At 71.2% G+C, this 27,000-nt stretch carries 30 protein-coding genes and 1 pseudogene; 18 read left to right on the forward strand and 13 right to left on the reverse strand.

The window, feature by feature from the left end; all coding sequences use genetic code 11:
- Positions 1-9: 9 nt before the first annotated feature.
- Positions 10-603: a helix-turn-helix domain-containing protein gene (locus tag BAW75_RS09610; protein ID WP_104113327.1), complete on the reverse strand. Its 594-nt coding sequence runs from the start codon at positions 601-603 to the stop codon at positions 10-12.
- A 172-nt stretch (positions 604-775) separates the two neighbouring features.
- Between BAW75_RS09610 and BAW75_RS09615 the strand changes: the two genes are divergently transcribed.
- Positions 776-1,042 (forward strand): hypothetical protein, encoded by a 267-nt coding sequence (locus tag BAW75_RS09615; protein ID WP_104113328.1) that lies wholly within the window; start codon positions 776-778, stop codon positions 1,040-1,042.
- 186 nt (positions 1,043-1,228) lie between these two features.
- On the opposite strand, the gene BAW75_RS32845 is transcribed toward BAW75_RS09615, so the two are convergent.
- On the reverse strand, positions 1,229-1,411 hold the full coding sequence (locus BAW75_RS32845) for a hypothetical protein (protein WP_244206061.1): 183 nt from the start codon (positions 1,409-1,411) through the stop codon (positions 1,229-1,231).
- 307 nt (positions 1,412-1,718) lie between these two features.
- Here BAW75_RS32845 and BAW75_RS09625 point away from each other — a divergent pair, with 307 nt between their 5' ends.
- The 3 genes and pseudogenes from BAW75_RS09625 (at position 1,719) to BAW75_RS09635 (ending at position 3,616) form a co-directional block, all read left to right on the forward strand.
- A complete protein-coding gene (locus BAW75_RS09625) occupies positions 1,719-2,120 on the forward strand; it encodes an integrase core domain-containing protein (protein WP_244206064.1) in 402 nt (133 codons plus the stop codon).
- Between the two features lie 159 nt (positions 2,121-2,279).
- Positions 2,280-2,372, forward strand: a pseudogene (locus tag BAW75_RS09630) (IS5/IS1182 family transposase); the annotation flags it as partial.
- 206 nt (positions 2,373-2,578) lie between these two features.
- A complete protein-coding gene (locus BAW75_RS09635) occupies positions 2,579-3,616 on the forward strand; it encodes a DUF808 domain-containing protein (RefSeq protein WP_104113330.1) in 1,038 nt (345 codons plus the stop codon).
- A 318-nt stretch (positions 3,617-3,934) separates the two neighbouring features.
- Here the strand turns inward: BAW75_RS09635 and BAW75_RS09640 are convergent, their stop codons facing one another.
- Together BAW75_RS09640 and BAW75_RS09645 are read right to left on the reverse strand one after the other, a co-directional pair.
- Positions 3,935-4,807, reverse strand: coding sequence for an SDR family NAD(P)-dependent oxidoreductase (locus tag BAW75_RS09640; RefSeq protein ID WP_104113331.1), 873 nt, complete (start codon positions 4,805-4,807; stop codon positions 3,935-3,937).
- Positions 4,808-5,168: 361 nt separating this feature from the next.
- Entirely contained in the window at positions 5,169-5,753 is a 585-nt protein-coding gene (locus tag BAW75_RS09645; RefSeq protein WP_104113332.1) for a TetR/AcrR family transcriptional regulator, read from the reverse strand.
- Between the two features lie 92 nt (positions 5,754-5,845).
- Here BAW75_RS09645 and BAW75_RS09650 point away from each other — a divergent pair, with 92 nt between their 5' ends.
- Positions 5,846-6,775, forward strand: coding sequence for an NmrA family NAD(P)-binding protein (locus tag BAW75_RS09650; protein ID WP_104113333.1), 930 nt, complete (start codon positions 5,846-5,848; stop codon positions 6,773-6,775).
- 150 nt (positions 6,776-6,925) lie between these two features.
- Here the strand turns inward: BAW75_RS09650 and BAW75_RS09655 are convergent, their stop codons facing one another.
- Positions 6,926-8,110: a Cmx/CmrA family chloramphenicol efflux MFS transporter gene (locus BAW75_RS09655; protein ID WP_104113368.1), complete on the reverse strand. Its 1,185-nt coding sequence runs from the start codon at positions 8,108-8,110 to the stop codon at positions 6,926-6,928.
- Between the two features lie 535 nt (positions 8,111-8,645).
- Here BAW75_RS09655 and BAW75_RS09660 point away from each other — a divergent pair.
- The 3 genes from BAW75_RS09660 (at position 8,646) to BAW75_RS09670 (ending at position 11,074) form a co-directional block, all read left to right on the forward strand.
- The gene (locus BAW75_RS09660) at positions 8,646-9,509 is read left to right on the forward strand and encodes a DUF1684 domain-containing protein (RefSeq protein ID WP_104113334.1); all 864 of its coding nucleotides are present in this window, start codon (positions 8,646-8,648) and stop codon (positions 9,507-9,509) included.
- 30 nt (positions 9,510-9,539) lie between these two features.
- Positions 9,540-10,073, forward strand: coding sequence for a flavin reductase family protein (locus BAW75_RS09665; protein WP_064446364.1), 534 nt, complete (start codon positions 9,540-9,542; stop codon positions 10,071-10,073).
- A gap of 92 nt (positions 10,074-10,165) precedes the next feature.
- Positions 10,166-11,074 carry a zinc-binding dehydrogenase gene (locus BAW75_RS09670; protein ID WP_208635219.1) on the forward strand — a complete coding sequence of 303 codons (909 nt, stop codon included), beginning with the start codon at positions 10,166-10,168 and terminating at the stop codon, positions 11,072-11,074.
- A gap of 170 nt (positions 11,075-11,244) precedes the next feature.
- On the opposite strand, the gene BAW75_RS09675 is transcribed toward BAW75_RS09670, so the two are convergent.
- The gene (locus BAW75_RS09675) at positions 11,245-11,868 is read right to left on the reverse strand and encodes an NADPH-dependent F420 reductase (RefSeq protein ID WP_104113335.1); all 624 of its coding nucleotides are present in this window, start codon (positions 11,866-11,868) and stop codon (positions 11,245-11,247) included.
- 64 nt (positions 11,869-11,932) lie between these two features.
- Between BAW75_RS09675 and BAW75_RS09680 the strand changes: the two genes are divergently transcribed.
- Positions 11,933-12,301 (forward strand): winged helix-turn-helix transcriptional regulator, encoded by a 369-nt coding sequence (locus tag BAW75_RS09680; protein ID WP_104113336.1) that lies wholly within the window; start codon positions 11,933-11,935, stop codon positions 12,299-12,301.
- Between the two features lie 181 nt (positions 12,302-12,482).
- Here the strand turns inward: BAW75_RS09680 and BAW75_RS09685 are convergent, their stop codons facing one another.
- Positions 12,483-13,085 (reverse strand): TetR/AcrR family transcriptional regulator, encoded by a 603-nt coding sequence (locus tag BAW75_RS09685; protein ID WP_082930948.1) that lies wholly within the window; start codon positions 13,083-13,085, stop codon positions 12,483-12,485.
- Between the two features lie 117 nt (positions 13,086-13,202).
- Between BAW75_RS09685 and BAW75_RS09690 the strand changes: the two genes are divergently transcribed.
- From BAW75_RS09690 to BAW75_RS09710, 6 genes are all read left to right on the forward strand, one after another.
- The gene (locus BAW75_RS09690; RefSeq protein ID WP_104113337.1) at positions 13,203-13,919 is read left to right on the forward strand and encodes a DUF998 domain-containing protein; all 717 of its coding nucleotides are present in this window, start codon (positions 13,203-13,205) and stop codon (positions 13,917-13,919) included.
- A 66-nt stretch (positions 13,920-13,985) separates the two neighbouring features.
- Complete coding sequence (locus BAW75_RS09695) at positions 13,986-14,456, forward strand: UPF0158 family protein (protein WP_104113370.1); 471 nt, start codon at positions 13,986-13,988, stop codon at positions 14,454-14,456.
- 113 nt (positions 14,457-14,569) lie between these two features.
- The gene (locus BAW75_RS32025; RefSeq protein WP_146074824.1) at positions 14,570-14,752 is read left to right on the forward strand and encodes a hypothetical protein; all 183 of its coding nucleotides are present in this window, start codon (positions 14,570-14,572) and stop codon (positions 14,750-14,752) included.
- A 150-nt stretch (positions 14,753-14,902) separates the two neighbouring features.
- Positions 14,903-15,826, forward strand: a complete 924-nt coding sequence (locus BAW75_RS09700) for an NAD-dependent epimerase/dehydratase family protein (RefSeq protein ID WP_104113338.1) — start codon at positions 14,903-14,905, stop codon at positions 15,824-15,826.
- Positions 15,823-16,299 (forward strand): nuclear transport factor 2 family protein, encoded by a 477-nt coding sequence (locus BAW75_RS09705; protein WP_104113339.1) that lies wholly within the window; start codon positions 15,823-15,825, stop codon positions 16,297-16,299. The genes BAW75_RS09700 and BAW75_RS09705 overlap by 4 nt, the downstream gene beginning before the upstream one ends.
- Positions 16,296-17,126: an SDR family NAD(P)-dependent oxidoreductase gene (locus tag BAW75_RS09710; protein ID WP_104113340.1), complete on the forward strand. Its 831-nt coding sequence runs from the start codon at positions 16,296-16,298 to the stop codon at positions 17,124-17,126. Before BAW75_RS09705 ends, BAW75_RS09710 begins: the two co-directional genes overlap by 4 nt.
- Before the next feature lie 48 nt (positions 17,127-17,174).
- Here BAW75_RS09710 and BAW75_RS09715 read toward each other — a convergent pair whose 3' ends face one another.
- From BAW75_RS09715 to BAW75_RS09740, 6 genes are read right to left on the reverse strand one after another with little or no spacing between them, the layout of a single operon-like run.
- Positions 17,175-18,044 carry a TIGR03619 family F420-dependent LLM class oxidoreductase gene (locus BAW75_RS09715; protein ID WP_104113341.1) on the reverse strand — a complete coding sequence of 290 codons (870 nt, stop codon included), beginning with the start codon at positions 18,042-18,044 and terminating at the stop codon, positions 17,175-17,177.
- Between the two features lie 4 nt (positions 18,045-18,048).
- Positions 18,049-18,567, reverse strand: coding sequence for a nuclear transport factor 2 family protein (locus BAW75_RS09720; RefSeq protein ID WP_104113342.1), 519 nt, complete (start codon positions 18,565-18,567; stop codon positions 18,049-18,051).
- A 50-nt stretch (positions 18,568-18,617) separates the two neighbouring features.
- On the reverse strand, positions 18,618-19,508 hold the full coding sequence (locus tag BAW75_RS09725; RefSeq protein WP_104113343.1) for a TIGR03619 family F420-dependent LLM class oxidoreductase: 891 nt from the start codon (positions 19,506-19,508) through the stop codon (positions 18,618-18,620).
- On the reverse strand, positions 19,505-20,641 hold the full coding sequence (locus BAW75_RS09730) for a TIGR03617 family F420-dependent LLM class oxidoreductase (protein ID WP_208635220.1): 1,137 nt from the start codon (positions 20,639-20,641) through the stop codon (positions 19,505-19,507). The genes BAW75_RS09725 and BAW75_RS09730 overlap by 4 nt, the downstream gene beginning before the upstream one ends.
- Entirely contained in the window at positions 20,638-21,513 is an 876-nt protein-coding gene (locus BAW75_RS09735; protein WP_104113345.1) for an SDR family NAD(P)-dependent oxidoreductase, read from the reverse strand. Before BAW75_RS09735 ends, BAW75_RS09730 begins: the two co-directional genes overlap by 4 nt.
- Positions 21,510-22,157 carry a PaaI family thioesterase gene (locus BAW75_RS09740; RefSeq protein WP_051611058.1) on the reverse strand — a complete coding sequence of 216 codons (648 nt, stop codon included), beginning with the start codon at positions 22,155-22,157 and terminating at the stop codon, positions 21,510-21,512. Before BAW75_RS09740 ends, BAW75_RS09735 begins: the two co-directional genes overlap by 4 nt.
- A gap of 396 nt (positions 22,158-22,553) precedes the next feature.
- On the opposite strand from BAW75_RS09740, the gene BAW75_RS09745 reads away from it, so the two are divergent.
- From BAW75_RS09745 to BAW75_RS09755, 3 genes are all read left to right on the forward strand, one after another.
- The gene (locus BAW75_RS09745; RefSeq protein ID WP_104113346.1) at positions 22,554-24,125 is read left to right on the forward strand and encodes an ABC transporter substrate-binding protein; all 1,572 of its coding nucleotides are present in this window, start codon (positions 22,554-22,556) and stop codon (positions 24,123-24,125) included.
- Positions 24,126-24,187: 62 nt separating this feature from the next.
- A complete protein-coding gene (locus BAW75_RS09750; protein WP_104113347.1) occupies positions 24,188-25,822 on the forward strand; it encodes an AMP-binding protein in 1,635 nt (544 codons plus the stop codon).
- Positions 25,819-26,967, forward strand: coding sequence for a CaiB/BaiF CoA transferase family protein (locus BAW75_RS09755; RefSeq protein ID WP_104113348.1), 1,149 nt, complete (start codon positions 25,819-25,821; stop codon positions 26,965-26,967). Before BAW75_RS09750 ends, BAW75_RS09755 begins: the two co-directional genes overlap by 4 nt.
- The last annotated feature ends 33 nt before the right edge of the window (positions 26,968-27,000 follow it).

Here is a 27,000-nt window from a genome sequence, read left to right on the forward strand (position 1 = left end):
GCCCAGACCTCAGACGAGCCCCGACTGGCGGGCACGGAGCACCGCTTCCAGGCGCGTCTGGACGCCCATCTCCTGATAGAGCGCGCGTAGCATCCGATACATCGCGCGCTCCGAGTAGCCCAGGCGATCGGCCAGTTCAGCGACCGTCCCGCCCGCCGCCAGATGATGCAGCCACATCACGCGGTCCATCGCGGTGGGCGCCACGTCCGGCGGCACAGTCGTCGCAAGCAGCGCCAGAACGTCCGGCGGCAGAACGGACTGCCCGTCGATCGTCGCCTCCACCGTACGCCGTAGGAACTCACCAGACACCGTGCGGGGCAGCACAGATCGGGCTCCAGCCCGTACCGCCCGGGCTCCCGCGACGACGGTGGCGTCATCCAGTAGCGCGATCACCGTGGTGGTGGGCGTCGCGGACAGGCTCCGAAGAAGATCCCAGTCCGACTCGTCTTGAATCGACAGGAGCACGCAGGAGTCGCGCCGACGCGACACCCAGCGCGCCACATTGGCGGGCGTGTCCACCGCGTGACCGGCGGCCGTCAGTACCGTCGTGACGCCGTGCCGAAACATCGGCAGCGAATCGACGACGGCGACGCGGACGGCCACGCGAGCGGTCCCCTTCCCACAGCCGGTGCCCGGGCGGTGTCATCTTGCAACGATCATCGACTGCAGAGAAGTGGCGTGGCAGGACTCTGCCAGGTGATTCGTCATGGACCTGCACCGCGCGGCGTTCGTAGCGTCGTTTCAGGGACCGTCGGGACCTGAGGAGGGTACGCGAATGACCTACGACGACGACCCTCGCCGACGCGTCACCTACCCGAGTTGGAGCATGGACCAGCCCGCCCCGCCGCCGGTGAAGCAGAACCCGCCGCCGCGAAGGCGGAGGCGTCCAGCGGTCAGCCGCACGCAGCACGATCTCATTCTCAGGCTGGCGCGGCAGCATCCGGGCTGGACGGCCCGCGACATTCACCTCTGGATCCGCCACGAGGTCGGCCGTAACGACGTTTCGCTAAAAGTGATCAAGCTAGTGCTCAGCAAGGGATGAGGGTGCGGGCCGGCGGAGGTACCGCATCCAGCAGCATCCCCTGAGAACGCGGGAGCCACGAGTAGGTGGGAGCGTGTGAGGCCGCCAGGCGCCGGTGCCAGCGGACGGGATTCTTGGGCGCACGTGAGCGGGCGTAGCTGAGGTAAGCGACTTCGCTACCTGGACCGCCCGGACGTTAGTGCCTCGTCATGCAGCCTTGAACGGGTAATCCGGGTGGCGGATTTTGGAGTCGGTGGCGAATCCGGATTTCGGTTCGGCTCGCCGGTTGCGCCAGCCGGCGCCGAGCGCACGTCGGCGGTCGCGGATCAGCTCGGTCAGGCGGGTCAGGCTGCGCGTGGACAGCGGGATGCTGGCAGGATAGGTCAGCAACGAAGCTCCCGTGCTGGGCAGTGCGTCTTGGTCGACTGCTGTCCTACCGGGAGCTTCGTCCTATCCGGACAATCGACACGCCGCCCCCGCCTGCCTGCTCAACCGCCCTTGATCACGATGAAAAGAGCTCTTTGATTCACTTTGGTGGGTCGAGGCCTTCTTGCTGTTCCGTCTCACAATTCATCACGTACGCGCGTACTGCTGAATTTCGTGTCACGGGAGTCGGCCGAGCAGGCCCGATTCCAGGTGCTCAGCGGCGACCTTGAGGTGGCTGTTGTCCGGGTGGACGTAGACCCGCTTGGCCAGCGTGCCGCCGTCCGCGTGGCCCGGCCTGGTCGTCGCCGCGTTGAACAAGGCCGCCGTCACCCGCGGCGGCGATGTCACCGGAGTGATCTTCCACAGCGACAGGGACAGCGAATACTGCTCGGCCGACTTCGCCCGGGTGTGCGCCCGCTGGAAGGTACGCCAGTCGATGGGCCGGGTCGGCTCGTGCTTCGACAACGCCGTCGCCGAGGCCACCTTCTCCACCATCAAGGTCGAGTACGTCCACCGTCACCAGTTCCGCACCCGTACGGAAGCCCGGCTGAAGATCGCCACCTGGATCACCGACCTCTACAACTGGCGCCGCCGCCACTCCGTCTGCGGCGGACACTCGCCCATCGACTACGAACGATCAGAGACCCGCGCCCTGCAGGCCCAGGCCGCATAACGGAGCCCTCCACGGTTCCAGCTAGAGGGCGGAGATTGAGCTGGGAGCTCGTTCTTGCCGAGCTAGCGCGCGTATCACGTTCAAGGAGCCGTGTCGCCAGGCCGCGAGGCTGATCAGCAGCTGGATTGTCGCTCCAGTCGCTGTCTGCCGAGGGCGGCCCGTCTACTGCCCCTGGTCGACGAGATCCCGCCGATCAAAGGCATCCGCGGCCGACCCGGACAGCGACCGAAACGCATCTACGCCGACCCTGGCTAACGGCGACCGCGGCGGACGGGCTCGGCCTGAGCTGGCGCCAGGTTGATGCCCGGGCGCGGTGGTGGCGGGTCGCCGGCTGAGCGCGATAGACGCTCACCTCGAGCTCTCGCCCGATATACGGCCGGGCGGTGGCTTGCCGCGCACAGGACCTGAGCGAGAATGGGCCAGTTCGAACTCTGCGCAACCCTGGAAGGACCCTTCCCTTGGCCGGTGGACTCGTAGCCCTGCTGGATGACGTGGCGGTGCTGGCCCGAGCCGCTGCCGCGTCGATCGATGACATCGGGGCGGGCGCCGCGAAGGCCGGCGCCAAGGCTGCGGGCGTCGTCGTCGACGATGCTGCCGTCACGCCGCAGTACGTGCGGAGCCTGGCGGCCGAGCGCGAGTTGCCGATTATCAAGCGCATTGCCCTGGGGTCGCTGCGCAACAAGTTCTTCATCATCCTGCCGGCCATGCTGCTGCTCAGTCAGTTCGTGCCCTGGCTGCTCACTCCGATCCTCATGCTCGGCGGCGCCTACCTCTGTTACGAAGGCGCGGAGAAGGTGTGGGCCAAGATCGCCCATCACGATGCCCACGGCGCGGGCGAGGAAAAGGTGCAGGACGAGACGACACTGGTGTCCGGGGCGGTACGAACCGACCTGATCCTCTCGGCGGAGATCATGGTGATCAGCCTCAACGAGGTGATCAATGAGGCGTTCTGGTCCCGCCTGGCGATCCTGGCGGTCGTCGCCGTCGTCATAACCGTCATGGTGTACGGCGTGGTGGCCCTGATCGTAAAGATGGACGACGCCGGGCTGCGCCTGTCGCAACGTTCCGGCGCCGTCGCCACGTTCGGCCGCGGTCTGGTGAGGGCGATGCCGGTAGTCCTCACCGTGCTGACGGTGGTCGGCACCGCGGCGATGCTGTGGGTGGGCGGGCACATCCTGCTGCTGGGCACGAACGAGCTGAACCTGCACTTCCTGTACGAGGCCGTGCACCACGTGGAGGTCGCCGCCCACGACTCCACGGGTGCGCTCGGCGGGCTCGTCGGCTGGCTCGTCAACACGGTGGCCAGCGCGATCCTCGGGCTGATCGTCGGAGCGCTGGTCGTGCTGGTCATGACCCTCACGCTCCACCGCCGCAAATCCAAGCCTGCGGCTGCGACTGCGGCGGCCACGACTCGTACTGACGCCACCATCCCCGCGCCGCCGAGCCGTGCAGCTCAGCGTCGCGACGCTCCTGCGGACCGAGCGCCGCGCGGTTGACGCACATGATCGCAACTCGACTGCGGGGTCAGGCGTTCTGGTGCTGAACCGCGCTTGGTACTCCAGCCGCACCTGGTGGGGTCGGAGTCTTCGCTGGTAGTGGGCCGTTTGGCGCGGTATTGGTGTCGTCGTCGCCATCGTGACCTACCGACTCGGCATCCGGTTCGACCGGATGCTGGAAGCGGCCCAACGTCGGCGGAGCCGGGCGTTGAGAGTTGGGCGAATAGGTCGCGGGCACTCCCGGAGTCGGGATGTGCCGTTCCGGAGTCAGCGCTCGACGCCGAACTGGATGCCGTCTCGGCCATCAGCGTACGGCGATCAGAACGGGCGAACCGCGGGCGGCATACCTGGGAAGTCCGCCGACTCGCTCACCGACGCCCACTTCTCGACGTCGTCGAGCGCTGCACGGTAGACGCGGGTGAGGTTGCGAACCGCCTCGGCGCCGAGCGGAAGCCGGAGCGGCGCGTCGGGTGTGTCGAGCATGTTCCGGATCACCCGGGCGGCTCGTGCCGGGTCGCCCTCCTGGATGCCGTCGGCTCCCTCCATGTTCGCGCGCACGGCACCGGTGACCCCCTCGTAGATCGAGCTCTGCTGCGCTGTGTTGAGCACGTCCGCGGCGTTGAACGCGGTGCGGAATCGACTGGGCTCGACGATGAGGACGCGGATGCCGAACGGTGCGACCTCGCCCGCCAGCGCCTCCGACCAGCCCTCGAGCGCGAACTTGCCGGCTGAGTAGCTGCCGACGGCGGGAAACGACATCCGCCCGCCCTGGCTGCTCATCTGCACGACCGCACCAGAGCGACGTTCCCTCATGTGGGGCAGTACGGCACGCACATAGGCGGCCGGGCCGAACAGGTGCTGCTCGAGCATGGCCCGCAGAGCAGCGTCCGTGATCTCTTCGGCGGCACCGACCTGTCCGGCGCCTGCATTGTTGACGAGCACGTCGACGCGCCCGAACACCTCCAGCGCCCGCTGCACGACACCGGCCGCTCCGGCCGTGTCGCGCACATCGTGCGCGACGGCGAGGAGCCCATCCCTGTACCGCGCCTTGAGCCCGTCGAAGCGGTCGGCCCGTCGCGCGGTCCCGATCACATGCTCGCCAGCCTGGAGTGCCGCCTCGGCGAGCCCCAGACCGAGGCCGGAACTCGCGCCCGTGATGATCCATGTTCTCGTCTCGGCTGTCGTGGTCACGGCCCCGACACTAGAGCTTCGAGCGCGCTTGAAAGCAAGCCGCGCTCAGGCTCCGGAGGCGACGAGTGGTCCCGCCCGCTTGATCCTCTGCGCGACGATCTCGGTTTCGACGCTGTGCACGCCGGAGAGCGCACCGCGCACCGTTTGCGTTTCAGGCTGGAAACCGAGTTGTCGGTAGACCTCGGCCTTGTCGGCTGGGTCGGCACAGTGAGACTGAACTGGTTGCTGTAGAAGGCGCGGTGGGGTTCGCCGACCACGACGGCGCAGGGTAGGCCCGCGAGCCGTGGCTCGGACCGCTATCTGGTCCGGCGAAGCCGGCCCGAGCTACGGCTTGCGATCAGGCCGTGGCCCGGGGGCGTGGTCAGGCACCTGGTTTCGGAAGCGGGCTGTGCTGTGCGGGTTCCTGCGGTGTCACCGTGAACCCCGTCATGGCCAGCGAGAGCAGGCGGGTCGCTGTGGTACCGGGGTCGCGGTCGTTCTCGGTCGCCAGGGCGATCCCGGTGACCAGCGTCGACAGGTCGCCGAAGGTGACGTCGGGCGCCAGCACTCCGGCCTCGGCGGCCCGGCGTACCAGTGGCTCACCCGCCTCGGACAGTTGGTCGGACGCGCAGTAGACGCTTTCGACGCGGCCGCGGTTCAGCGCCTCGGCCAGGCCCCGGATCGTGGCGGCGGCCCGCGTCATCTCGATCAGGAATTCGACGAGCGCGGCCCTGGGGTCCGTTTTGCCCACTAGTTCGCCCGCGCGGGCGCAGAGGGCGTCGATGCGCTCCCGGAAGACGGCTTCGAGCAGGGCGTGGCGGGTCGGGAAGTGGCGGCGGACCGTGCCGGAGCCCACCCCGGCGGTCCGGGCGATCTGTTCCAGCGACGCGTCGGCCCCGTGCTCGGCAACCGCCTCCGCTGCCACCGCGAGCAGAAGTTCGTAGTTGCGGCGTGCATCTGCGCGCATGTCTCACCTCGGCGTTGCTAAGCGGCGGGGTCCGCCGTATCTTAGCAAGCATAAACGGCGGTCCCCGCCGTTTCTTGGGTCGAGGAGTGTCCATGTCTGATCGAGCACCAGTACTGGTCACCGGCGCTACCGGCCAGCAGGGCGGGGCAACCGCCCGCGCCCTGCTCGCCGCCGGCGTCCCGGTGCGCGCCCTGGTCCGTAACCCTGCTGCCGCCAAGGCCGCCGCAGTCGCCGCCCTCGGCGCCGAGCTGGTCACCGGCGATCTCCGCGATCCCGCATCGCTGGTCCCGGCCGCCCGGGGCGCCCGCGCCGTCTTCTCCGTGCAGATGCCGGAGCTGCGCGGCGACACCTGGGACTTCGAGAGCGAACTCGCCCAGGGCGTCAACCTGATCGAGGCCGCGCTGGCCGCGGAGGTCCCGCAGTTCGTGCACACCTCGGTGTCCGGCGCCGGGCGGCACGAGGACGCCCCCGGCTGGACCGACGGACGCTGGGCCGCGATGGAGCGCGTCTTCCTGCCCAAGGCCGGCATGCAGGAACGCGTCCGGGCCGCCGGCTTCGACCGGTGGACGCTGATCAAGCCGGGCTTCTTCATGGAGAACTTCCTGCCCGACCTGGCCTACCTGCTGCCGCGGGGCGTCGCGGGCGGGCTCGCGACGGTCCTCCGGCCGCAGACCCACCTGTCGCTGGTCGCCGTCGACGACATCGGTCGCGCGGCCGCAGCTGCCGTCGCCGACCCCGACCGCTTCCACCGCGTCGAACTCGAACTGGCCGGCGACCACCTGCCGATGACGGAAATCGCGAAGATCATCGGTGAGTCGCTCGGCATCGACGGCACCGCTCCCGACATGACCGAGGCGGAAGCGCTTGCCGCCGGCATGCCGCCGTGGGCCACCACCTCCCACGAGTTCTTGAACGTCGCCGGGCAGCCGGCCCGGCCGGAGTTCGCGCGCGCCCTCGGCATCCCCCTGACCCCGTTCGCTGAGTGGGCCGACCGCCACCTGCGCCCCCTCCGTCAGGGCTGACGCCAAGGCTTGGTCATTGTCACGCCCATGGAACACGCCGTCCGGTCCAAGTCGGCGAGTTTGTCGGCCGCGACGTGAGCGATCGGTCGAGTTCGACATCGTCGACGAGCCGCCGACGGCCGTCGACGTTGCGCGGAGCATTCGCGTGAGTCACCGGACGACCTCCCCACTCCGGTTCCGTGGCGCGATCAGCCCCACCGATGGAAGCAGCATGAGCAGGGCAAGCCCAGTCAGGAGAGAGGCCACCCACACGGGGCCGAGGTCACTGGAATCCGACAGCGTCAGGGCCGCAATTGCCGGGCCGGCGGCGGCTCCTGTGTTGAGCGCGGCGGTTGCGTAGGAACCTCCCATGGTGGGCGCTTCGGATGCTGCGTAGAGCACCCGCGCGATGAGCGTGCTACCCACCGCGAAAGCCAGGATGCCCTGGACGAAGACGAGGATCAGCAGCAGTACGGGGTGTGTGGCGACGAGTGCGAGTGCCAGCCACCCCAGGAACAGGAGGGGAGCGGCCACTCCGAGAATCGGACGAGGGCGCCGGTCGGAGAGCCGCCCGGCGGCAGTGACGCCGATGAACGATCCGATGCCGAACACGACCAGGGCCAGCGGTACCCACACCTCGTCCAGTCCTGCGGTCTCGGTGACGACGGGTGCAAGAAAGGTGAACGCCGCGAAGGTCCCGCCGTTGACAAACGCTCCGAGCAGCATTGCCACGAGCAGTCGGGGCTTTCGGAGTTGCGCGAGTTCGAAGGCCAGAGACGTGCCGGCGGCGGGCCCTTCCGCTGTCGGCTCCGAGCGGGGCCGGATCCCCGCGAGGATGCCGACAGCGGCGGGGATACACAGCAGCGCGACTGCCCAGAAGGTCGCTCGCCACCCCATCGCGGTGCCGAGCAGCGCGCCCGCCGGGACGCCTGCGACGACAGCGATCGTCGTACCGGAAAGGAGGGCCGCCAAGGCACGCCCCTTCTGGTTCGGGGCCACGAGACCGGCCGCGGTGGTGAGGGCGACGGCCAGGAAGCCGGCGTTGGCAACCGCAGCCAGGACACGGGTTGCGAACAGCACGGAGAAGGACGGGGTTGTCGCGGCGACGACGTGGCAGAGAGTGAAGATCGCCACGAATCCAAGGAGCGTGGTCCGTGCCGGCCACCGACGTGCGAAGGCAGCCATGAGGGGTGAGCCGACGATCATCCCGACCGCGAAGGCGGAGGTGAGCAGTCCGGCGGACCCGACGGAGACATCGAGGCTCGTGGCGATGTCGGGCACAAGGCCCGCGAGCATGAATTCAGAGGTGCCCATGGCGAAGACGGCGAGGGCAAGAAGATGGAGAGCGAAAGGCATCGAGTTGCTCCGAGGCATGAAACGGACAGAAGGCGTCTCGTCACCACGGCCAACCCGGGGGTCGAACAACCGCCCACACGTATGCGGTAGTGGGCGGGAGGCTGGAACCTCAGTGGTTCAGGGGCTGACGGCGTGGCCGAAAGCCCCCGAAGTGTCCGACTCGGGGCTCGACATGGACGCCACTTTACCGATGGCTGCCCGGCTCCCGCACATCCATTTTCGATGAGGCAGGCCGCGCGACAGCTGCCTGGTTCGGCCCATTCCGGTAGACGTTGCGATGGCCACGCGATGCTGAGTGGCTCCGGGGCTTGAAATCCTACTTGCTCAGTAGGAAAATTGATCCATGCTGCTTGTTCGGCTGTTCACCTCCCGCCGGGTCGTCGACCTGATGCGGGTCGCCGCGCAGCTCTGTCGCGTGGCGACCCTTCCGGCCTGAGCGGGCGCTCGCTGCCTCTCGGTCCTCGTCCCGCCGGCTCGCGTCCGGCACCTCCGCGCCCGTTTCCGAGCGGCCGCACGTCAACGAGAGGGATCCGTCATGAACAGTGAACCCGCACCGTCCGCACCCCCCGACGCCGCACGACCCACCCGCGCGTTCGCCGACGACTGGCAGGAGTGGCACCGCCGGCACGAGGAGACGCGGGCGGACCGCCACGGCTTCCTCGCCGTGGCCGGACTGCACTGGCTCACCGCGGAGCCGCAGCGGTTCCCCGGTGTGCCCGGGGAGTGGCGCACCGGGACGGACGGGCCGGTGGTGACCCTCGCCGACGACGAGGAGATCGTCGTCGACGGCCGGCGCATCCGGGAGAGGCATCAGTTCGGGGTGATCGCCGAGCGCGCCGGGATCACCGTGGAGATCGACGGTGGTGTCCTCGAGGTGGCCCGGCGGGGTGGGCGCGACATCCTCCGACCCCGACGCCCCGACCACCCGCTGCGGACGCGCTACCGGGGTACCGCCACCTTCCCGCCCGCCGAGCGGTGGGTGCTCCAGGGGCGGTTCGTGCCGTTCGAGCGTCCCCGGCCCACCACGGTCGGCGCTGCCGTGGAGGGGCTCCAGCACATCTACGACGCGCCCGGCCGGATCGAGTTCTGCGTCGACGGGCTGCCGCTGAGCCTGACCGCGTTCAACGGTGTGACGCCCGGCAGCCTGTCGGTGCTGTTCACCGACACCACCTCCGGCATCACCACCTATGGGGCCAACCGGTCGCTGGCCGTCGGCACGCCGGACGAGCAGGGCCGGGTGACGCTGGACTTCAACCGGGCCGTCAACCTGCCGTGCGCGTACACCGACTTCGCGACGTGCCCGCTGCCACCGACGGAGAACCGGCTGCCGGTCGCCGTCGAGGCCGGGGAGAAGATCCCGTACGAGCGGCTGGCGGCCGACCCCGCCACCCGTTCCTAGCGCTCCGCGCCCCACTCGGGAGGAACGCCCATGACCTCGTCCGCCGACGACCCGATGGACGCCGACGCCGACGCGCTACGCAGGTTGCTGCGCCACCAGGCCAGCACCGTCACTGTGGTCACCGCCCCCGGTGCGCCGCCGGTGGGCTTCACCGCGACATCGTTCACGTCGGTGTCGCTGACGCCGCCGATCGTCTCGTTCTGCCTGAACCTCGGCTCGTCCACGTGGCCGACGCTGGCGCAGGCCCGGCACGTGGCGGTGCACCTGCTCGCACACGGCCAGCACAAGTTGGCCCATACCTTCGCCACGAGCGGCATCGACCGCTTCGCCGCTCCGACCCGCTGGCGGCCCGGGCCGAACGGACTGCCGATCCTCGACGGCGCCCTGGCCTGGCTGGCGTGCCGGGTCGTCGACCGGGTGGTCGTCGGCGATCACGCGGTCGTGCTGGCCGAGCCGGAGTTGCTCCGGCACGCCGATGTCGGCTCCCCGCTGCTCTACCACCGGGGTCGCTACGCCGGTCTCGCGGACGCTCCGGACGGCACGGCCCGTCGCGCCGCCGCCTGACCATCGGGCCGGCGTCTTGCGCCGGTCGTCGTCGACAGGGTCGCCACTGTGGGCCACCTGTCGGGAACCTGGCGAGGACCGAAGGAGGTCGTATGCATGCGATCGTCGCCGCTCCGGGCACCGTCGACGGGTTCCGGGTGACCGATGTCCCCGAGCCCGAATGCGGGCCGGGGCAGGTGCTGGTCGAGGTGCGGCATGCCGCCGTCAACAACGGCGAGATCCGTCACCTCGACCTCTGGCCGGCCGGACAGGTGCTCGGGCACGACGCCGCCGGAGAGGTGCTGCGCGCCGCCGAGAGTGGCCCCGGTCCCCGGGTGGGCGACCGGGTGCTCGCCTTCGGACCGGGCGCGTGGGCCCAACTCGCGGTGTTCGACCTGGACAGCGTCGCGGTGGTGCCCCCCGATGTCGACCTGTCCGAGGTTGCCGCGCTGCCGATGGTCGGCCTCACCGCGCTGCGGACGCTGCGTGAGTCCGGTCCGCTGCCCGGGCGTCGCGTACTGATCACCGGGGCGTCCGGGGGAGTGGGCCGAGTTGCCGTCCAGTTGGCTCGGCACGGGGGCGCGTACGTGATCGCCGCGGTCGGGTCGGCGTCCCGGGGCGACGGGCTGGCGGCGCTGGGGGCCGACGAGCTGGTGGTCGGCCTGAAGGCTGTCGGCGACCCGGTCGACGTGGTGCTGGACACCGTGGGAGGCGCCCAGCTGGTGGCCGCGTGGGGTCTGCTCGCGCCGGGCGGGGTGCTGCACAGCATTGGCTGGGCCTCCGGTGAGCCGGCCGTCTTTCCGGTGAACTCGACCTTCGCCCCGGGCGCGTCCCGGACGCTGCGGTCCTTCGGCGACACCACCGCCCCGGCCGCCGATCTGGCGCTGCTGGTGGACCTCGTGGCTCAGGGGGCGCTGCGGGCGCCGATCGGCTGGCGCGGATCGTGGCGTCACCTCGGGGGCGCGATCGAGGCGCTGCGGGAACGACGGGTGCCGGGCAAGGTCCTGCTCGATCTGGACTGACTGTGACGCGCAGCGGTGAGTGCCCGGCGGATCGGTCCCGGCCCGGAGCGGGTCCAGGTCGACCCGCCGGACACATTCGGATCGGGCAAGTGGGAGATCGACGGGTGGGAGAGCAGACGGCGCTCCCGGCGGGGACCGTCCGCCTCCACGAGCGGCCTGTCGGACACATGTCAGCGGGGAACCGACGGAATCGCCGACTGCGGGTCGACCCCGGCGAACGCCAGCCCGATGACAAAGCCGGCGACCTCCTCCAACTGTCGTACCCGGTCGAGCGTTCCGAGGACCGCGGGAACTCCACCGACGTCTCGCACGAGCGACCCGACGACATCGAGTGCGCGCTCGTCGTCACCGCACATGGCGACCGTGACCGGTCCGGCATCGGGCGTCACCCACCGCTCGGCCGGGAAGAGATGGAAAGCCTTGACCACGTGCGCGCCGGGTGCGAGGGCGGCGATGTGGCCGGCGGCCGACCGGGCGGGTTCCGTCCGGAGGGTGCCGGCACCGTGCTCGACGGCGTTCGTCGGGTCGATCAGGGCGAGGCCGGCCAGTGCGCCGGCGGGCCCGCCGGCCGCTGTCAGCATCTCGGTGACGCCGTCCCAGTGGACCGCGAGCAGAACCGCGTCGGCGCCGGCGGCGACCGTCGGCACGGGCCGCGCGGTGCCGCCGATCCGGTTCGCGATCGCTTCGGCGGCGGCCGTCGAGCGACCCCCGATGATGATGTCGTGTCCGGCCCGGGCCCAGCCGGTGGCCAGTGCCGTGGCGAGGTTGCCGGTGCCGAGGATTCCGATCCGCATACCGTCACGCTAGGCAGGCCGACGCGCACCGGATGGTGCATGTCGGGCGTGCCAGGATGGGCGCATGGGTGACGGCGACCTCTGCGAGGAACTCGTAGCCGACTGCCGGATGCGGATGGCGACGGACCTGTTCGCGCACACGTGGGATGCGGTCGTGCTGGCCGCGCTGGCCGAGGGCGCCCTCCGCCGCCGCTCACTGCGGGCACGAATCGGAGGAATCAGCGACAAGGCGCTCACCGAGGCCGTACACAGGCTGGTCGGCAACGGCCTGGTCGAGCGGCGGTTCTTCCCCCAGGCGCCGCCCCGGGTCGATTACGCGCTCACCGATCTCGGTCGCAGCTTCGCCGACGGCCCGATGCGGGCGCTGGGCGCCTGGGTCACCGAGCATGGCGACGAACTGTTCGAGGCGCAGGAGCGGCTCAGCGCGTCGTAGCACCGCGAACGGCCCGGGCCGTTCGCGTACCCCACCCACTGAACCGCCCGGAGTCGTCGGGGTCGGCGATGACCTCAACCGGCGGTTCAATGCGCTCTTTGGTGACGTGGGCCAGGACTGAACGGGAAGCCCGTCACCGTGACGGGGCCGTGAGGTTTCCATACGCCCATTGGCGTGGACGCTACGTGCCTCGCGCCGGGTCGTGCTCACTCCAGCCCTGATCGAGGATCCGGAATCCCGCGTCGAGCATCGGATCGGTGTCACTCGTCACGAGTAGCTGGATCTGGAGGGCGAACCGGGCGTAGATCCGGATGTCGTCGCTCGGCTGGGACAGGCCGAGATCCTCGGTGATGGCTGCGACGAGTGCGTCCTCATGGCGGAGCCACATCCGGGAGGCGTACTCCTGGAGGGCCGGTGTGGCTTCCATCAGCGACATGACCCGGCGGCGGAGCGGCGCTTCCTCGCCGGACCACATGGCGACGAATTCGGAGCGGTAGTGGGCCTTCAGCGCTTCCGAGATCGAGAGGCCGGCCGGCCGCTCGCGCACGGCGGCGACGAGTCGCTCGCGTTGCGCGTCTTCCTCGTGGAAGAGGAGTGCCTCCTTCTGGGGGAAGTGGGCGAAGACAGTGGTGGGGGAGACGTCCGCCTGGTCGGCGATCTCCCGCACGCTCACCGCGTCGAAGCCGCGCTCGAGGAACAGCTCCTGCGCAGCTCGCAGGATCGCGGCCCTGGTCATGGCCTTCTTGCGCTCGCGCCGCCCAGTTCGATTCGGCTCCCTTGCCATGCCGTCATCGTACAACTCTGACCATGATGGTATTGACACCAAAACTGGTATCACTACACTTCCGTAGTGATACCAGGCTCCTCTGCCCCTGCCGACCTCGCCGAAGGGCTCCCGGCCATGACACAACTGGTGAAGGCAACGCCGAAGGCAACCGTCTCTGCGGCGTACCGGAGCGGCCAGCGCCAGCCCGCCGGGGCAGCGCTGGCCGCCGCAGCAGCGATCTTCCTGCTGCTCGAGTTCGTCGCCGCCGCGGCCTGGCGGAGCCCGCCCTACAGCTACACCTACCACTACATCAGCGACCTCGGAGTCCACGGCCCGTTGACCGCGTTCGGCCAGTACATGTATTCGCCCCTCTGGTGGGTCATGAACACCGGCTTCTTCCTCTTCGGAGTCCTGGTGTTCATCGGTGTCGCCCTGCTCAACGGCCTGCGAGGCTGGCGCCCGGGGGTCCTGCTCGGCATGGCCGCCCTGGTGGGTGCCGGCGGCGTCGTGCTGGCGCTCTTCCCCGGCGACGGCGAAGCCGACCGGCAGGGCACTGTCGACTTCCACGGTCTGGGCGCCATGGCCGCCATCGTCGGCGGCAACATTCTGATCATCGTGCTCGGGCGCATGTACCGAGACCTCCGCATCGGCAGGAAGCCCGGGAAGGCCATGGTCATGCTCGGCGCCTTCGGACTCGTCTCCACGGCGGCTTTCCTCGCCGTCGCCGGGTCAGGGACCAACGTCTTGGTCGGCCTCGTCGAGCGCTGCGCCGTCTACCCGATCCTCATCGGCCTCATCTCCGCAGGGGTGTCCATCTGTCGCCGCAGCTACCGGGACACTGCCGCGCTCTAGTTCGCGGCCGAGAGGGAAGAGCACCTACCGTGGTCGCCGACGACCACGGCAACGGGAGTGGACATCATGCTCGACGTACGCCACCTCGATCTCGAAGAGATCGCCACGGCGCTGCAGGACCAGAGCGCGTACGAGTACCGCTGGCTCATCGATCCGGCCGGCGGGGAGATCGTGATGTGGACGGCTGACGGCGGCATCGACGGGAAGACGCCGATCGACCTCGATGAACTCGATCTGGTTCCGATCGAGGCGTTGCCGCCCTCCGTCTGGCACCGCGACATGGTCGACTTCGCCCAGCGGGTCAGCGACGAGCAGGCGGGCCGCAGGCTCTTGCGGGCCGTCCAAGGCAGGGGTGCCTTCCGGCGGTTCAGGGACGAACTGCACGACGAGTATCCGCACCTGCTGACGGTCTGGCACGCCTTCCACCAGGCTCGGGCAGCCCGCCGGGCCATTGACTGGCTGCTCGACAGATGCCTGATCGATGACGCTGCCGCGAGCCGCTGTCGGACCGAGCACCCCGACCCGGACGTGCCGTGAGTCGAGCAGGCCGAGGAGACGGGGGCAGCAGAGCAGGTTGATCGAACCTATTCGACTTCTCGGAGCAGGGCGGTCCGCCCTGCAGAGACGCGAGCCCGCATGTCGGCGACCTCATGCGATGCCAGACCGTAGTCGGTGAAGTCTTCGTCGTCGAAGCGGTCGACGTGGCGAAGCATCGCGGCGAACATGCTCCGGTCGAATCCGTTCTCGGCGGCGTGCGCGAGGTCGCAGAGCTGGTCGAGGGTGTACCGGCCGCTGATGGCGGCATCGATGTCGAGGAAGTCGCGGGCGGCTGAGTCGCAGGTCGATGTCGGCGCGGCGACGCCTGGCGCGGCGAGCGCTTGCTCGTGCTAACCTACCAATCGCTTGGTTGGTTGATACGGAAGTCATGCCGGCTCCCAGACGCACGCCGGGGGAGCCGCCTCACTACGCAAGGAGACCTCGCGATGGAGGTACTCGTGGTCGGTGGAACCGGCATGATCGGGGTCCACACCGCCCTTCACCTGCGCGACCGGGGAGACAACGTCACCGTCGCCGCCCGAGGGACGGTCGACGCGGACTCACCCGTCGCCGGCCTGCCCGTCCTCCGCGGGGACTACACCCGCCAGACCTTCACCCGCCAGGACCTGGCCCCCTTCGACGCCATCGTCTTCGCGGCCGGGCAGGACGTACGCCACCTGCCCCGCGACGCGGACGAGGCCACGTTCTGGAAGGAGACCCAGAGCGCGGGGGTGCCGGCCTTCGCCGCCCTCGCCAAGAGCGCGGGCGTCTCCCGCTTCGTCCAGGTCGGCAGCTACTACCACCACCTGCGACCCGACCTGGCCGACTCCAGCGCCTACGTCGCCGCCCGCCGCGACGCCGACGAGGGCGCCCGAGCGCTGGCTGACGACTCCTTCACTGTCTGCACCCTCAACCCGCCCTCGATCATCGGTGCCATCCCCGGCGTCACGGCAAAGCGCTACCGCCGCATGGTGTCCTGGGCGGCCGGCAACGAGCCGCAGATCCCCGACCACGCGCCGGCCGGCGGCACGAACTACATGTCGGCCCGGTCCCTGGCCGAGGCGATCGGCGGCGCGCTCGACCGTGGCGCGGCGGGCGCGGCCTACCTCGTCGGTGACGCCAACCTGACGTTCACGCAGTTCTTCCAGCTGCTGGTCGACGCGGCCGGGGGCAACCGCACCATCGCCGAGCGCGACGAGCCGCACCCCTTCATGCCCGACTCGATGATCGTCCAGGGTCGCGGGAACGTCCTCGCCTATGAGCCGGATCCGGCCGAGACCGCGCTGCTCGGCTACACCCGCGGCGACTGCGAGCGCGCCGTCGCCGAGCTTGTCCAGGTCGTGCGCGCGGCGACCGCTCGCGCGGCGTGACCGGCCTCGACGCGGCCGACCTCACCGCGCTGCGCGCGCTCTCCGAGACGTACGCCGCGGCGGCCGACGACCGCGACGCGGCAGCGATCGGCGCGCTGTTCGTCCCGGACGGCGTCCTGGTGGTTCCCGAGCCGCCGGCGCACCTCGGCCCGCACGTGCCCCACGTCGGCCGCGCCGCTGTCGTGGCCGCTTTAGGGGCGCTCGCCGGCACCCTGGCGACGACTCACGTGGTGGCCGGGGCGCGCTACCTGCCGACGTCGACCGGGGCCCGTGGCCGGGTTCGCGGCACGGCCCACCACCTGCTTCCCGGTCGCGACGGGCCCTCGGACGTGGTCTGGTTCCTGCACTACGACGACGAGTACGCGCGTACCGCCGAAGGATGGGCCTTCACACGCCGCGCGGTGACCGTCAACTGGATCGAACGCCATCGCGTCTCCGTGACCCGGGCCGACGAGGAAGGAACCGGCAGATGAGCGCCACCCGCAGGCTCGAGGGCCGGATCGCTGTCGTCACCGGCGGCGCCCTCGGGATCGGCGGCGGCATCTCCCGCCGTCTCGCCGCCGCTGGCGCCCACGTCGTCCTCGTCGACATCGACGGGGAGGCCGCCGCCGGCACCGCCGCCGACATCCGGGGTGCCGGCGGCGAGGTCGAGGTGGTCCTCGCCGACGTACGCACCGCCGACGGTGTCGCCGACGCGGTCGCCGCCGCGGCGGCCGTCGACTCGGGGCGGGTCGACGTGCTCGTCAACAACGTCGGCGACTTCCGCCCGGCCGCCAAGACCTTCCTGCACTCGACCCCGCAGCAGTGGCAGGCGCTCTACGAGATCAACCTGTGGCACGTGCTCGCGATGACGCATGCGCTGCTGCCCGGCATGGTCGATCGGGGCCGTGGCGCCATCGTCAACAACTCGACAGTCGAGGCCTTCCGGGGCATCCCGGCGTGCGCCCCGTACTCCGCCTACAACGCCGGGGTCAGCGCCTTCACCAGGAGCCTCGCCGTCGAGGTCGCCGGCCACGGGGTACGGGTCAACGCGATCGCGCCCGACCTCGCCGACACGCCCCAGACACCGGCCGCGGCGATGCTGCGCGGACGCGACCCGGAGCTGATCCGTACGTGGATTCCCGTCGGACGCTTCGGCGAGCCCGACGACTATGCCGCCGTGGTCGAGTTCCTCGCCAGCGACGACGCCCGTTTCGTCACCGGGCACACGATCCCGGTGGACGGAGGGACCCTGGCGGCCTCGGGCTGGTACGCGCGTGCCGACCGCAAGGGCTGGTCGAACATGCCGAACGAGGCGTGACCGTGGACGCCGGGGCTCGTCGACGGGTCCCGGCGTCCACGGCAGTGCTCAGTCGCGGCGGTCGAGACCGAAGAGTTCCGCTGCCGCCGCGAGCTGGTCGAGGTACTCGGCCAGGTCACGGTGCCGGACGACGAGGTTGACCACGGTGGCGCCCGCCTCACCGACCCGGCCGACGAGGTCCAGCGCGGCCTCGGGGGCGCCGGTCGGGTCGAGGCGGGCCGGAGGCGTGATGACGACGTCGAACCCGTCCGGCAGGTCGTGCTCGGCGAGCATCCGCGGCAGCGTCTCCAGGTCCGGCCCGCGATACGTGACGGGGGCCGGTGCCCACCCGTCGCCCAGGGTGACCGCCCGCCGGAGGGCGCGCCTGCTGTGGCCACCGACCCAGATCGGGACCTTCTGCTGAACCGCGTGCGGGCTGATCACCTGCTCGGTGAAGTGGTAGTACTCCCCGTGGTAGGTGGCGAGCCGTACCGACAGGGATGCCCGCAGCGCCCGCAGGGCGTCGTCGGCCCGTGGCCCGCGGTCGGCGAACGGACGCCCGAGCAGCGCGAACTCCTCTTCGAGGTTGCCGACGCCGACGCCGAGGACGACCCGCCCGCCGCTGAGGTGGTCGAGCGTGCCGTACCGCTTGGCCAACTCGAGCGGATGGTGCAGCCCGAGCACGAGCACGTACGGCAGGAAGCGGATCCGCTCGGTGATCGCCGCGAGGTACGAGAACGTCGCGACCGGGTCGTAGAAGCGTTCACCCCGGGCCAGCCCCGGTGACACGCTGACGTGCTCCGGGCAGGTGAAGAACTCGTACCCGAGCCGGTCGGCGGTGGTGAAGACGGTGCGCAACTCGGCGACCCCGGCCTCGGCCTCCCACGGGGGCCGGGGCCCGGAGTCGGCCAGGACCGGGGAACTGAGGCCGATGCGCACGGCCTCAGGCCTCGGATTCGACGGCGCGGGCGAGGAGGTCGCGGCCCTCGTCGGTGCCGTCGAGCTGGCGGTTCCAGCGGTGGGTCACCTTCCAGCCCTCGTCGGTGCGGGTGAACTCCCACCGGTTGGAGCCGGTACGCCAGATCCGGTAGCCGTTCTGGTCGGGGGCGCTGAGCACGAGCTGCGAGTAGTTCGTCACGACGGCCCGGTCGCCGTCGACGACGATGTGCGGCAGCCCCATGAGGTGGGCGGCACCGTTGTTGATCAGGGCCTGGTGCCGCTCACCGTTGACCATGCCGCGCAGCGCGTCCCGGCCGTTGAGCACGACCGGGTAGGTGTCGTACACGCCCTCCTCGGTCCACAACTGGGCGGTGATCTCGGCCGAGCCGCTGTCCACGGCGGGGCCGTAGCTGGCCACGATCCGCCAGAGGGCGAGCTGGTCCTCGGCTGCGGCGAGGCGCCGTTCGGCCTGTTCGAGGCGAGCCTCGAGCAGGGCGAGCCGGTCGGGCTGCGAGTCGCTCATGGTGGGTTCCTTTCGATCGGGTCTCGTCGGATGAACCGGTCGGCGGCCGGTCAGGCCGGGTTCGTCTCGAAGCGTTCCGGGGCGAGCTCGCGCAGCGCGGCCATCTGCTCGAGGTGGTGGGCGGCCGAGGTGGCCACGAGGCTCGCGTTGACAGCGGTCGCCCCGACGGTGTCGGCCGTGCGCAGGTGCGCGCGGGAGCCGTCCGGGTCGCCGAGCGGGTCCAGCGGCGGGATCTGCAGCACGAGGTCGAAGCCGTCCGGGCGTTCCACGGATTCCCAGATGCGGTTCAGCTCCCGCGGTCCGAGGCCGAACGGCGCCCATCCGGTGCCGTACGTCACGGCGCGGCGCAGCGAGCGGCGGGTGCGCCCGCCGATCCACATCGGCACCGTGGTGCGCGGCGCGTGCGGTTCGACGACGAAGTCGGTGAACGTGAACCGGGGCCCCTCGTGGTGCGGCACGGCCCTGCCCCACGCCGCGCGCAGGGCGGTGATCGCCTCGTCGGCGATCTCGCCGCGCCCGGCGAACTCGGCGCCGAGCAGGTCGAACTCCTCTTCGAGGCTGCCGACCCCGATCCCGAGGACGACGCGGCCGCCGCTGAGCAGGTCGAGGGTGCCGTAGGTCTTGGCGAGGGCGAGCGGATGGTGGTAGCCGATGACGACGACGTTCGTCGCGAGCCGGACGCGGCGCGTCGCCGAGGCGAGGAACGACAGCGTGGCCACGGGGTCGAAGTACGTCGCGCCCCGCTCGGCGGCGATCGGGGCGGGCACGGCGACGTGCTCGCTGCAGGTCAGGTGGTGGTAGCCCAGGTAGTCGGCGGCGCGGGCGACGGCCAGCAGCGCGCCGCCGACGTCGGGGCCGGACAGGACGTCCCGTTCCCAGGCGGCCGCGGTGCGCGGATGCTGGACGACGACCGGGGTGAGCAGCCCGATGCGTGCGGTCATGACAGGGTCTCCGATCCGGCGACGCCGCGCGTCGCGCTGGTGGGGCCGGCGTTCGCGGGCGGGATGGTGGCCGCGGCACTGGTCGGGATGAGCCGGAGGCGTTCGAGCAACGCGCCGAAGTCCTCGTCGTCGTCCGGGTCGAGCGGCAGCCCGAGCCCGAGCCCGTCGGCGATGCCGCCGTACGCCTGCCCGAGCACGTCCGGCAGCTCGGCGTAGGTGCCGTGCGGGATGAGGGCGGCCAGGGTCTCGTCGTCGAGGACGGTGGCGAGTCCGGTCCAGCGCCCGGAGGCGGCCATCGCGGCGAGCCGTTCGCCGACCCGGCCCAGGCCGAGCCGGTCCAGGGTGGTGCGGTAGGCGGGAGTGGAGAAGAGGAACGCCAGCTCCTGGCGGGCGGAGTCGCGGCTCGCGGCGAGCGCGGCCGGCGTCGGCCCGGTGATCGACTTGGACACCACGACGACCCGCGGGATCCCGGCGCGTCCGGCCCGTTCGGCCCCGGCGCGCAGCGCGGGGAGTACGACCGTGCGCAGGTGACTCGGGTGCGAGTTCGTCGCGTGGGTGACGAAGCCGTCGGCGAGCTCGCCGGCCACCTCGCAGACGCGCCGGTTGACCCCGCCGGTGTACAGCGCCGGGGCCGCGGTCGGCAGCGGGCCGGGATTGAAGTACGGCTGCAGCCGGGTGAAGCGGTAGTGGCTGCCCTCGTGCTCCAGGGGCTCACCGGTGCTGAACGCGGCGAAGATCGCCCGGATCGAGGCGAGGTAGTCGCGCAGGTTCTCCACCGGCCGCTCCCACGGCACCGAGAACCGGCCGACGATGTTGCCGCGTACCTGGGTGGCCAGACCGAGCTGGAAGCGGCCCTCGGAGAACCGCGCGAGGTCCCACGCGGCGTACGCGGTCACCATCGGGCTGCGGGGGAAGGCCAGCGTCATGCTGGTGCGTACGGTGATCCGGCTGGTGTGCTCGGCCGCGAGCCGGCCGACCGCCAGGGAGTCGTGCGTCGTCTCGGGGATGTGCACGGTGTCGAAGCCGAGCCGTTCGATGCGCGCCACGACCGCGGGCACCTCGCGCAGCGCCGTCGTCGGCGGCAGCGTCGTGGTCAGCTCCATCCGGGTGGCGGGTGTCTGTGGCGCCGTCACGGGATGCGGCCCGCCAGGGTGGCGTCGACGACCTCGTCGCCGTTGACGATCCGGGCGAGCTTCTCCAGCCGGGGCGCGCGCCGCAGGTGTGCCCCGCCTTCGACGGGCAGGCACGCGCCGGTGATCCAGGAGGAGCCGGGACCGCACAGGAAGCGGACCGCGGCGGCGACGTCCTCGGCGCGCCCGATCCGCGACAGGGGCTTCTCGGCGACCGTCGCGGCGGCCAGTTCGGGGTCGGCCAGCAGCCGGCCCGGGTTCTCGCCGTCGGTGGCGACGATGCCGGGGCGTACCACGTTGACCCGTACCGCGAGGTGGCCGAGTTCGTCGGCGGCGACCCGGACGAGTGCTTCGAGCGCGGCCTTGCTCACCGAGTACGACGGCATGAACGGGAAGGAGTGCCCGCCCGCGCTCGACGAGGTGCACACGATCGCGCCCCCGCCGCGCGCGGCCAGGGCCTGCCCGCCGTACCGGATGGCGTGCAGCGCCGTGGTGACGTTGCGCCGGAAGTCGTGTTCGAGGGTCTCGGCGTCGAGGGCGAGCAGGGGACGGAAGGTGCCGCCGCCGACTGTGGTGACGACCGCGGCCAGCGGGGTCTCGTCGGCGGCGCGTACCGCTGCTGCCACGTCCTGTTCGTGGGTGGAGTCGCCGGCGCTGATCCGTACCGGTGGTGCTCCGGGGGCGGCTGCGGCGATCGTCCCGGCCGCCGCCCGCAGCGTCGCCTCGGTCCGTCCCATGATCGTCACGGCGGCGCCGTCGGCGGCCAGCGCGGCGGCGATGGCGCGGCCGAAGCCGCCGCCCCCGCCGATGACGAGCGCGCCGCGGCCGGCGAGCGGGCCGGGTGCGGCGCTGCTCGGATGGGGATCGGTGCTCATGCCTGCTCCCTCGACGCTCGGCGGAACTTCTCCCGCGTGGACGGGTCGTCCATGAGGACGAAGGTGCCGGTGGCCGTGACGCACGTCAGGTCCCCGACGCGCAGTTCGCCGGAGCTGCGCACCTTGCGTCCGTCGCGCCCGTCGTGCCGGGCCAGGATCGTGATCGTCGAGCCGATCGGGATGGCCGCGCGGAACGAGATGTCGAGCCCGACGGTCACCGCGGCGTATCCGGCGCGGGCGTTGGCGATGCCGAGGGCGTGGTCCATCAGCATGGCCGAGGTGCCGCCGTGCACGTGCCCGGGTGGCCCCTGAAAGGCAAGCCTCAGGGTGACCTCCCCGCGTAGGGAGCCGTCCGGCTCGACCCAGAGGGACACCGGCGGCGACAGCGGGTTCTCGGTGCCGCCGGCGGGGTCGAAGCGGCCCGGGCCGGGCTGGCGCCACATCGTCGCGATCCGCTCGGCGAGGTCCGGGGCGTGGGCGTCGATCCGGGCGGTGAGCGCGTCGAGGTCGGCCACTATCGCGTCGGCGTCGGGGTCGACGGCGCCGCCCGCGCGGGTGATCGCGTCGATGAGCCGGCGGGTGGCCGAGGCGACCGCGTCGATGCCGGTGTCGCGGGGCTGTGCCGTGGCGAGGGGGGCTTCCACCGTGCGGACTCCTTTGGCCGGCCGGACATCAAGCAACCAAGCGCTTGCTTGCTGCGCACCTTAGCGACCTGATCGCGCGCTGGCAACGGTTGCCCGCTACGCGCCGCCCCCTTGTCGATCATGCTGCCGATCGCCTATTGACGTGCCCGCACGCAGCCACCTACGGTTCCCAATCGAGCGCTTGTTTGGATCGCGAACGGCCGCAACACCGCCAGTCTCGGGCGCGGATGCCGATCAGCTCCGGACAGGCGCTCCACACCAGCGCCGCCATCCATCACCTCCATGACCATCGCGCCCGCACGGCCGCCGCCGAACGGCCCGGCCGCCCCCGGGAACCCGCCGGGTGACCCGCGGAGCCGCTCCCGCTCTCGGGCCGAAGGTCAGGAAAGGACCATTGTGTCTCGCCTCCCGCGCCGCCGACGCCTCGCCGTCGCCGCGAGCCTGCTCGCCGCCACCCTCGTCGTCGGAGCCTGCTCCGCCACCGGAACCGGCGACCCCGGTGCCACCACGGGTGAGATCGACCCCGACGCCGTCCTGCGGGTGAGCGCCTCGTCGCCGTTCCAGAACCTCGACCCGGCGCAGCCGGCCCCCGGCGGCTACCCCTACCTCACGCTGATCTACGACCGGCTCACCATGGTCGACTCCACCGACCAGGTCGTCCCCGGCCTGGCCAAGAAGTGGACCTACGCCCAGGACGGCTCCCACCTCGAACTCGCCCTGCGCGACGACGTCAAGTTCCACGACGGGACGCCGTTCGACGCCAACGCCGTCAAGGTCAACATCGAGCGCGGCCAGACGCTGCCCACGAGCACCATCAAGCAGGACCTCGCCAGCATCACCGGCGTCACGGTCGTCGACGCGCACACCGTGCGCCTCAACCTCAAGCCGGGCACCGGCGCCGTGCTCCCCTCGGCCCTGGCCACCGCCGCCGGGATGATGGTCTCGCCCAAGGCGATCGCCGACGGCGTCGACCTCAAGCGCGCCCCCGGCAAGGCCGGCTCGGGCCCGTACGTCGTCACCGAGTTCATCCCGAACGAGAAGTACGTCGTCAAGCGCGCCGAGGGCACCTACTGGGACCCCAACGCCGGGCGCCTCGCCGGCATGGAGATCACCCGGGTCCCCGAGGGCGCCACCCGGCTCAACGGCGTCATCAGCGGTCAGACCGACCTCAGCTTCGTCTCCTCGGCCAACGAGATCACCCAGGCCCGCCAGCTCGGCGAGGACGGCCAGCTCAAGGTGACCACCCGCCCGTTCCGCAACGTCCTCGGCATCCTGCTGCGCGCCGACATGGGCGACCTCAAGGACAAGCGGGTCCGTGAGGCAATCGCGCGCTCGGTCGACCCGGCCGCCATCCGCGCGCTCTTCGCCGAAACCTGCACGCCTACCCGCAGCATCTACCCGGACAGCCCGTGGGAGGACCCGGCGGCGACCTACCCGTACGAGTTCGACCTGGCCAAGGCCAAGGCGCTGATCTCCGAGGTCGGCGGGGCGAAGGTGTCGATCAGCTTCTCCGCCGGCACCAACACCGAGCAGCCCGCCACCGCCATCCAGGCCGCCATGTCCCAGGCCGGCATCGACGCGAAGCTCAACCCGACGCCGAACTCCGAGACCGAGGCCCGCTTCATCGCCGGCGACTTCGAGCTCGAGGTGTCCAACACCTTCAACCCGCGTCTCGACCCGGCGGGAACTGTGGACAACTACCTCCTCGGCAACTACAAGCTCGCCACCGACCCGGAGGTCATCGGCCCGATCGCGGCCAAGGCCGCCGACCCCCGCTCCAGCGTCGAGGAGCGCGCCAAGCAGTACCACCAGCTGTGGGAGCGGCTGTTCAGCGAGGCGTGGTTCATCCCGATCTGCAACCTCACCAGCGCCACCATCGCCTCCCCGAAGGTCGTCGGGGCCGAGCAGCTGCCGTGGACCAACCTCGGCCTGTTCGACCTGCGGACCGTCGCGATGACGAAGGGCTGAGCGTCAGGTCCCCGCCGTCCGCCACCGCGCGCGGCCGACCCGAAGAAAGGTAGCCAGAGCCAGTGAACCGTCCCACCGCAGCCACCCCGCTCCTGCCCGCCCTGTCCCGCCTGCTCGACGAGCAGCCGGACCTGACCCTCACCCTCGCCGGCGCCCCGTTCACAGTGGCCGAGCTCGACGCCGCGTCGCGTCGCCTCGCCGGGTTCCTCGCCGGCGGCGGCGCGCCCGGCGACCGGGTCGTCGTCCTCGCCCGCAACGGCCGCCTGGCCCTGCTCTCCTGGTGGGCGACGACGCTTCGCGGCGGTTTCGTCGTCCCGCTCAACACGAGCAACCGCGGCGCCGTACTGGCCCACCAGGTGCTCGACGCCGACCCGGTCGCGATGATCGTCGAGGACGAGTTCGTGCCCGTCCTGGACGACGCCCTCATCGGCACGGAGCTACGGGTGCCGGTCCTCGTCGGCGCCCCCATCCGGCCCGCCTCGGGCCCGGCGCCCGCCTGGGCCACCGAGGTCGTGGACTTCGACGCCGCCGTCGCTGAGGGCTCGGCGGTGACGACCACCCCGGACCTCGACGCGTACGCCACCAGCCACCTCATCTACACGGCCGGCACGACCGGGCCGTCCAAGGCGTGCATGGTCAGCCACGGCTACGTGGCGAACATGGCCCGCCAGATGCACGAGAACCTCGAACGCCGCGCCGACGACGTCCTCTGGACGGCGATGCCGCTGTTCCACATGGCCGCCGTCGGGCACGTGATGGGTTCGCTCCAGCTCGGCTCGGCCATCGACCTCGCGTCGCGCTTCTCGGTCCGGGGCTTCTGGAACGAGATCCTGCGCAGCCGCGCGACGATGGCCGCGCTCATGGGCTCGATGCTGCCGATGATCGCCGGCGCCCCCGACTCCGAGGCCACCCGCGAGGCCTTCGGCCGGCTGCGCGTCGTGTCCGGCTCGCCGGTCACCGCCGAGCTCGCCGCTCGCTGGACGGAGCGCTTCGGCGTCGAACGGGTCGGCTCGGGCGCCTACGGCCTGACCGAGGCCTGCCTGATCACCCTCACCCCACCCGGGGGCTACCGGGCCGGGAGCGCCGGCAAGATCAACGACTCCTTCGAGGTACGCATCGTCGACGAGCACGACAACCCGCTGCCCGTCGGCGAGGTCGGCGAGATCGTCGCCCGTCCCAACCGTCCGGCGATCATGTTCAACGGCTACTGGCGTGAGCCGGAGAAGACGCTGGAGGTCTTCCGGGGACTGTGGTTCCACTGCGGTGACTACGGCCGCCTCGACGAGGACGGCTACCTCTACTTCGTCGACCGGGGCAAGGACTACCTGCGCCGCGGCGGCGAGAACATCTCCAGCTTCGAGATCGAGGGCGTCGTCGCGACCCACCCGGCCGTCGGCGAGGTCGCCGTCCACGCCGTCCCCTCCCCGCTGGCCGAGGACGACCTCAAGGTGACTGTCGTGCCCGCGCCCGGCGCCCAGATCGACCCCGCTGAGCTCTTCGAGTGGCTGCACCCGCGCATCCCGCGGTACGCCGTGCCCTCACACATCGAGGTCCGCACCGAACTGCCCAAGAACGCCGTCGGGCGGGTCCTCAAGCGCGTCCTGCGCGAGGAGGGCGTGACCGCGCGGACGTGGAGCACCGACCCCCGTGCCGTGACCGGCCTCCCGGTGCCGGCCGGCACCCGGGAACAGGCGTGAGCGGCGTCCCCGGCCAGCGGTTCGAAGGGCCGCTGGCCGGCCTGCGGCTCCTCGAACTCGGTGGGCAGGGGCCGGTGCCGTTCGCGACGATGATGCTCGCCGACATGGGTGCCCAGGTGGTCCGGGTGGACCCACCCGGCGAGCCCGACCGGCGGGAGCGCGCGCAGGTCAACGCGATCGACAGGGGTCGTACGACAGTCACGCTCGACCTGAAGTCCGAGGCCGACCGGGCGCTCGTGCACCGGCTGCTCGCCGACGCGGACGTGCTGCTCGACCCGTTCCGGCCCGGGGTGCTCGAACGTCTCGGCCTGGCCCCGGCCGAACTCACCGAGCGGTACCCGCGCCTGGTCGTGGCGCGGATGACCGGCTGGGGCCAGGACGGCCCTCTCGCCGCGGCCGCCGGGCACGACCTCAACTACATCGCCGTCTCCGGGGTGCTCGACACGATCGGCCTGCCCGACACCGGCCCCGTCGTGCCGCCGATGTATCTGGCCGACTTCGCCGGCGGCGGCATGATGCTGGCCTTCGGCGTGCTGGCCGCACTGCAGGAGCGTGTCTCCTCCGGGCGTGGGCAGGTCGTGGACGCCTCGATGCTCGAGGGCAGCGCGCTGCTCACCGTCGTCATCCACTCGATGCTCGCGCGGGGCGCCTGGAACCTCACCCGTGGCACGAACTACCTCGACGGCGGGGCGCACTTCTACCGGGTGTACCGCACCGCCGACGACAGGTTCATGTCCGTGGCGGCCATCGAGGCGAAGTTCTACCGCACGTTCCTGCGAACGCTCGGCCTCGATCCGGAGGACGGGCCGGGGCAGTTCGACGAGTCGGGGTGGGCCGGCTGGGCCGAGCGGATCGCGTCGGTCTTCGCCGGCCGCACCCGGCGGGAGTGGACCGGCGTCTTCGAGGGCGTCGACGCGTGTGTGCATCCGGTGCTGGACATCGCCGAGTCGGCCGAGCACCCGCAGATGCGGGCCCGGGGCGCCGTCGTCGAGGTCGAGGGGGTCGCCCAGCCGGCCCCGACGCCTCGTTTCTCGCGTACACCCGCGGGGGTCCCACGGGCCCCGCGCCGGCGTGGTGAGGACACCGACCGGGTGCGCTCGGCGCTCGCCGCGAGCAGCCCATGGGAAGCGTTGTCAAGGCCTTGACCTGCGGCAAGCCTCACTCTACGCTTCGACCAA

This window comes from Micromonospora chalcea, from assembly GCF_002926165.1.
Lineage (GTDB): Bacteria > Actinomycetota > Actinomycetes > Mycobacteriales > Micromonosporaceae > Micromonospora > Micromonospora chalcea.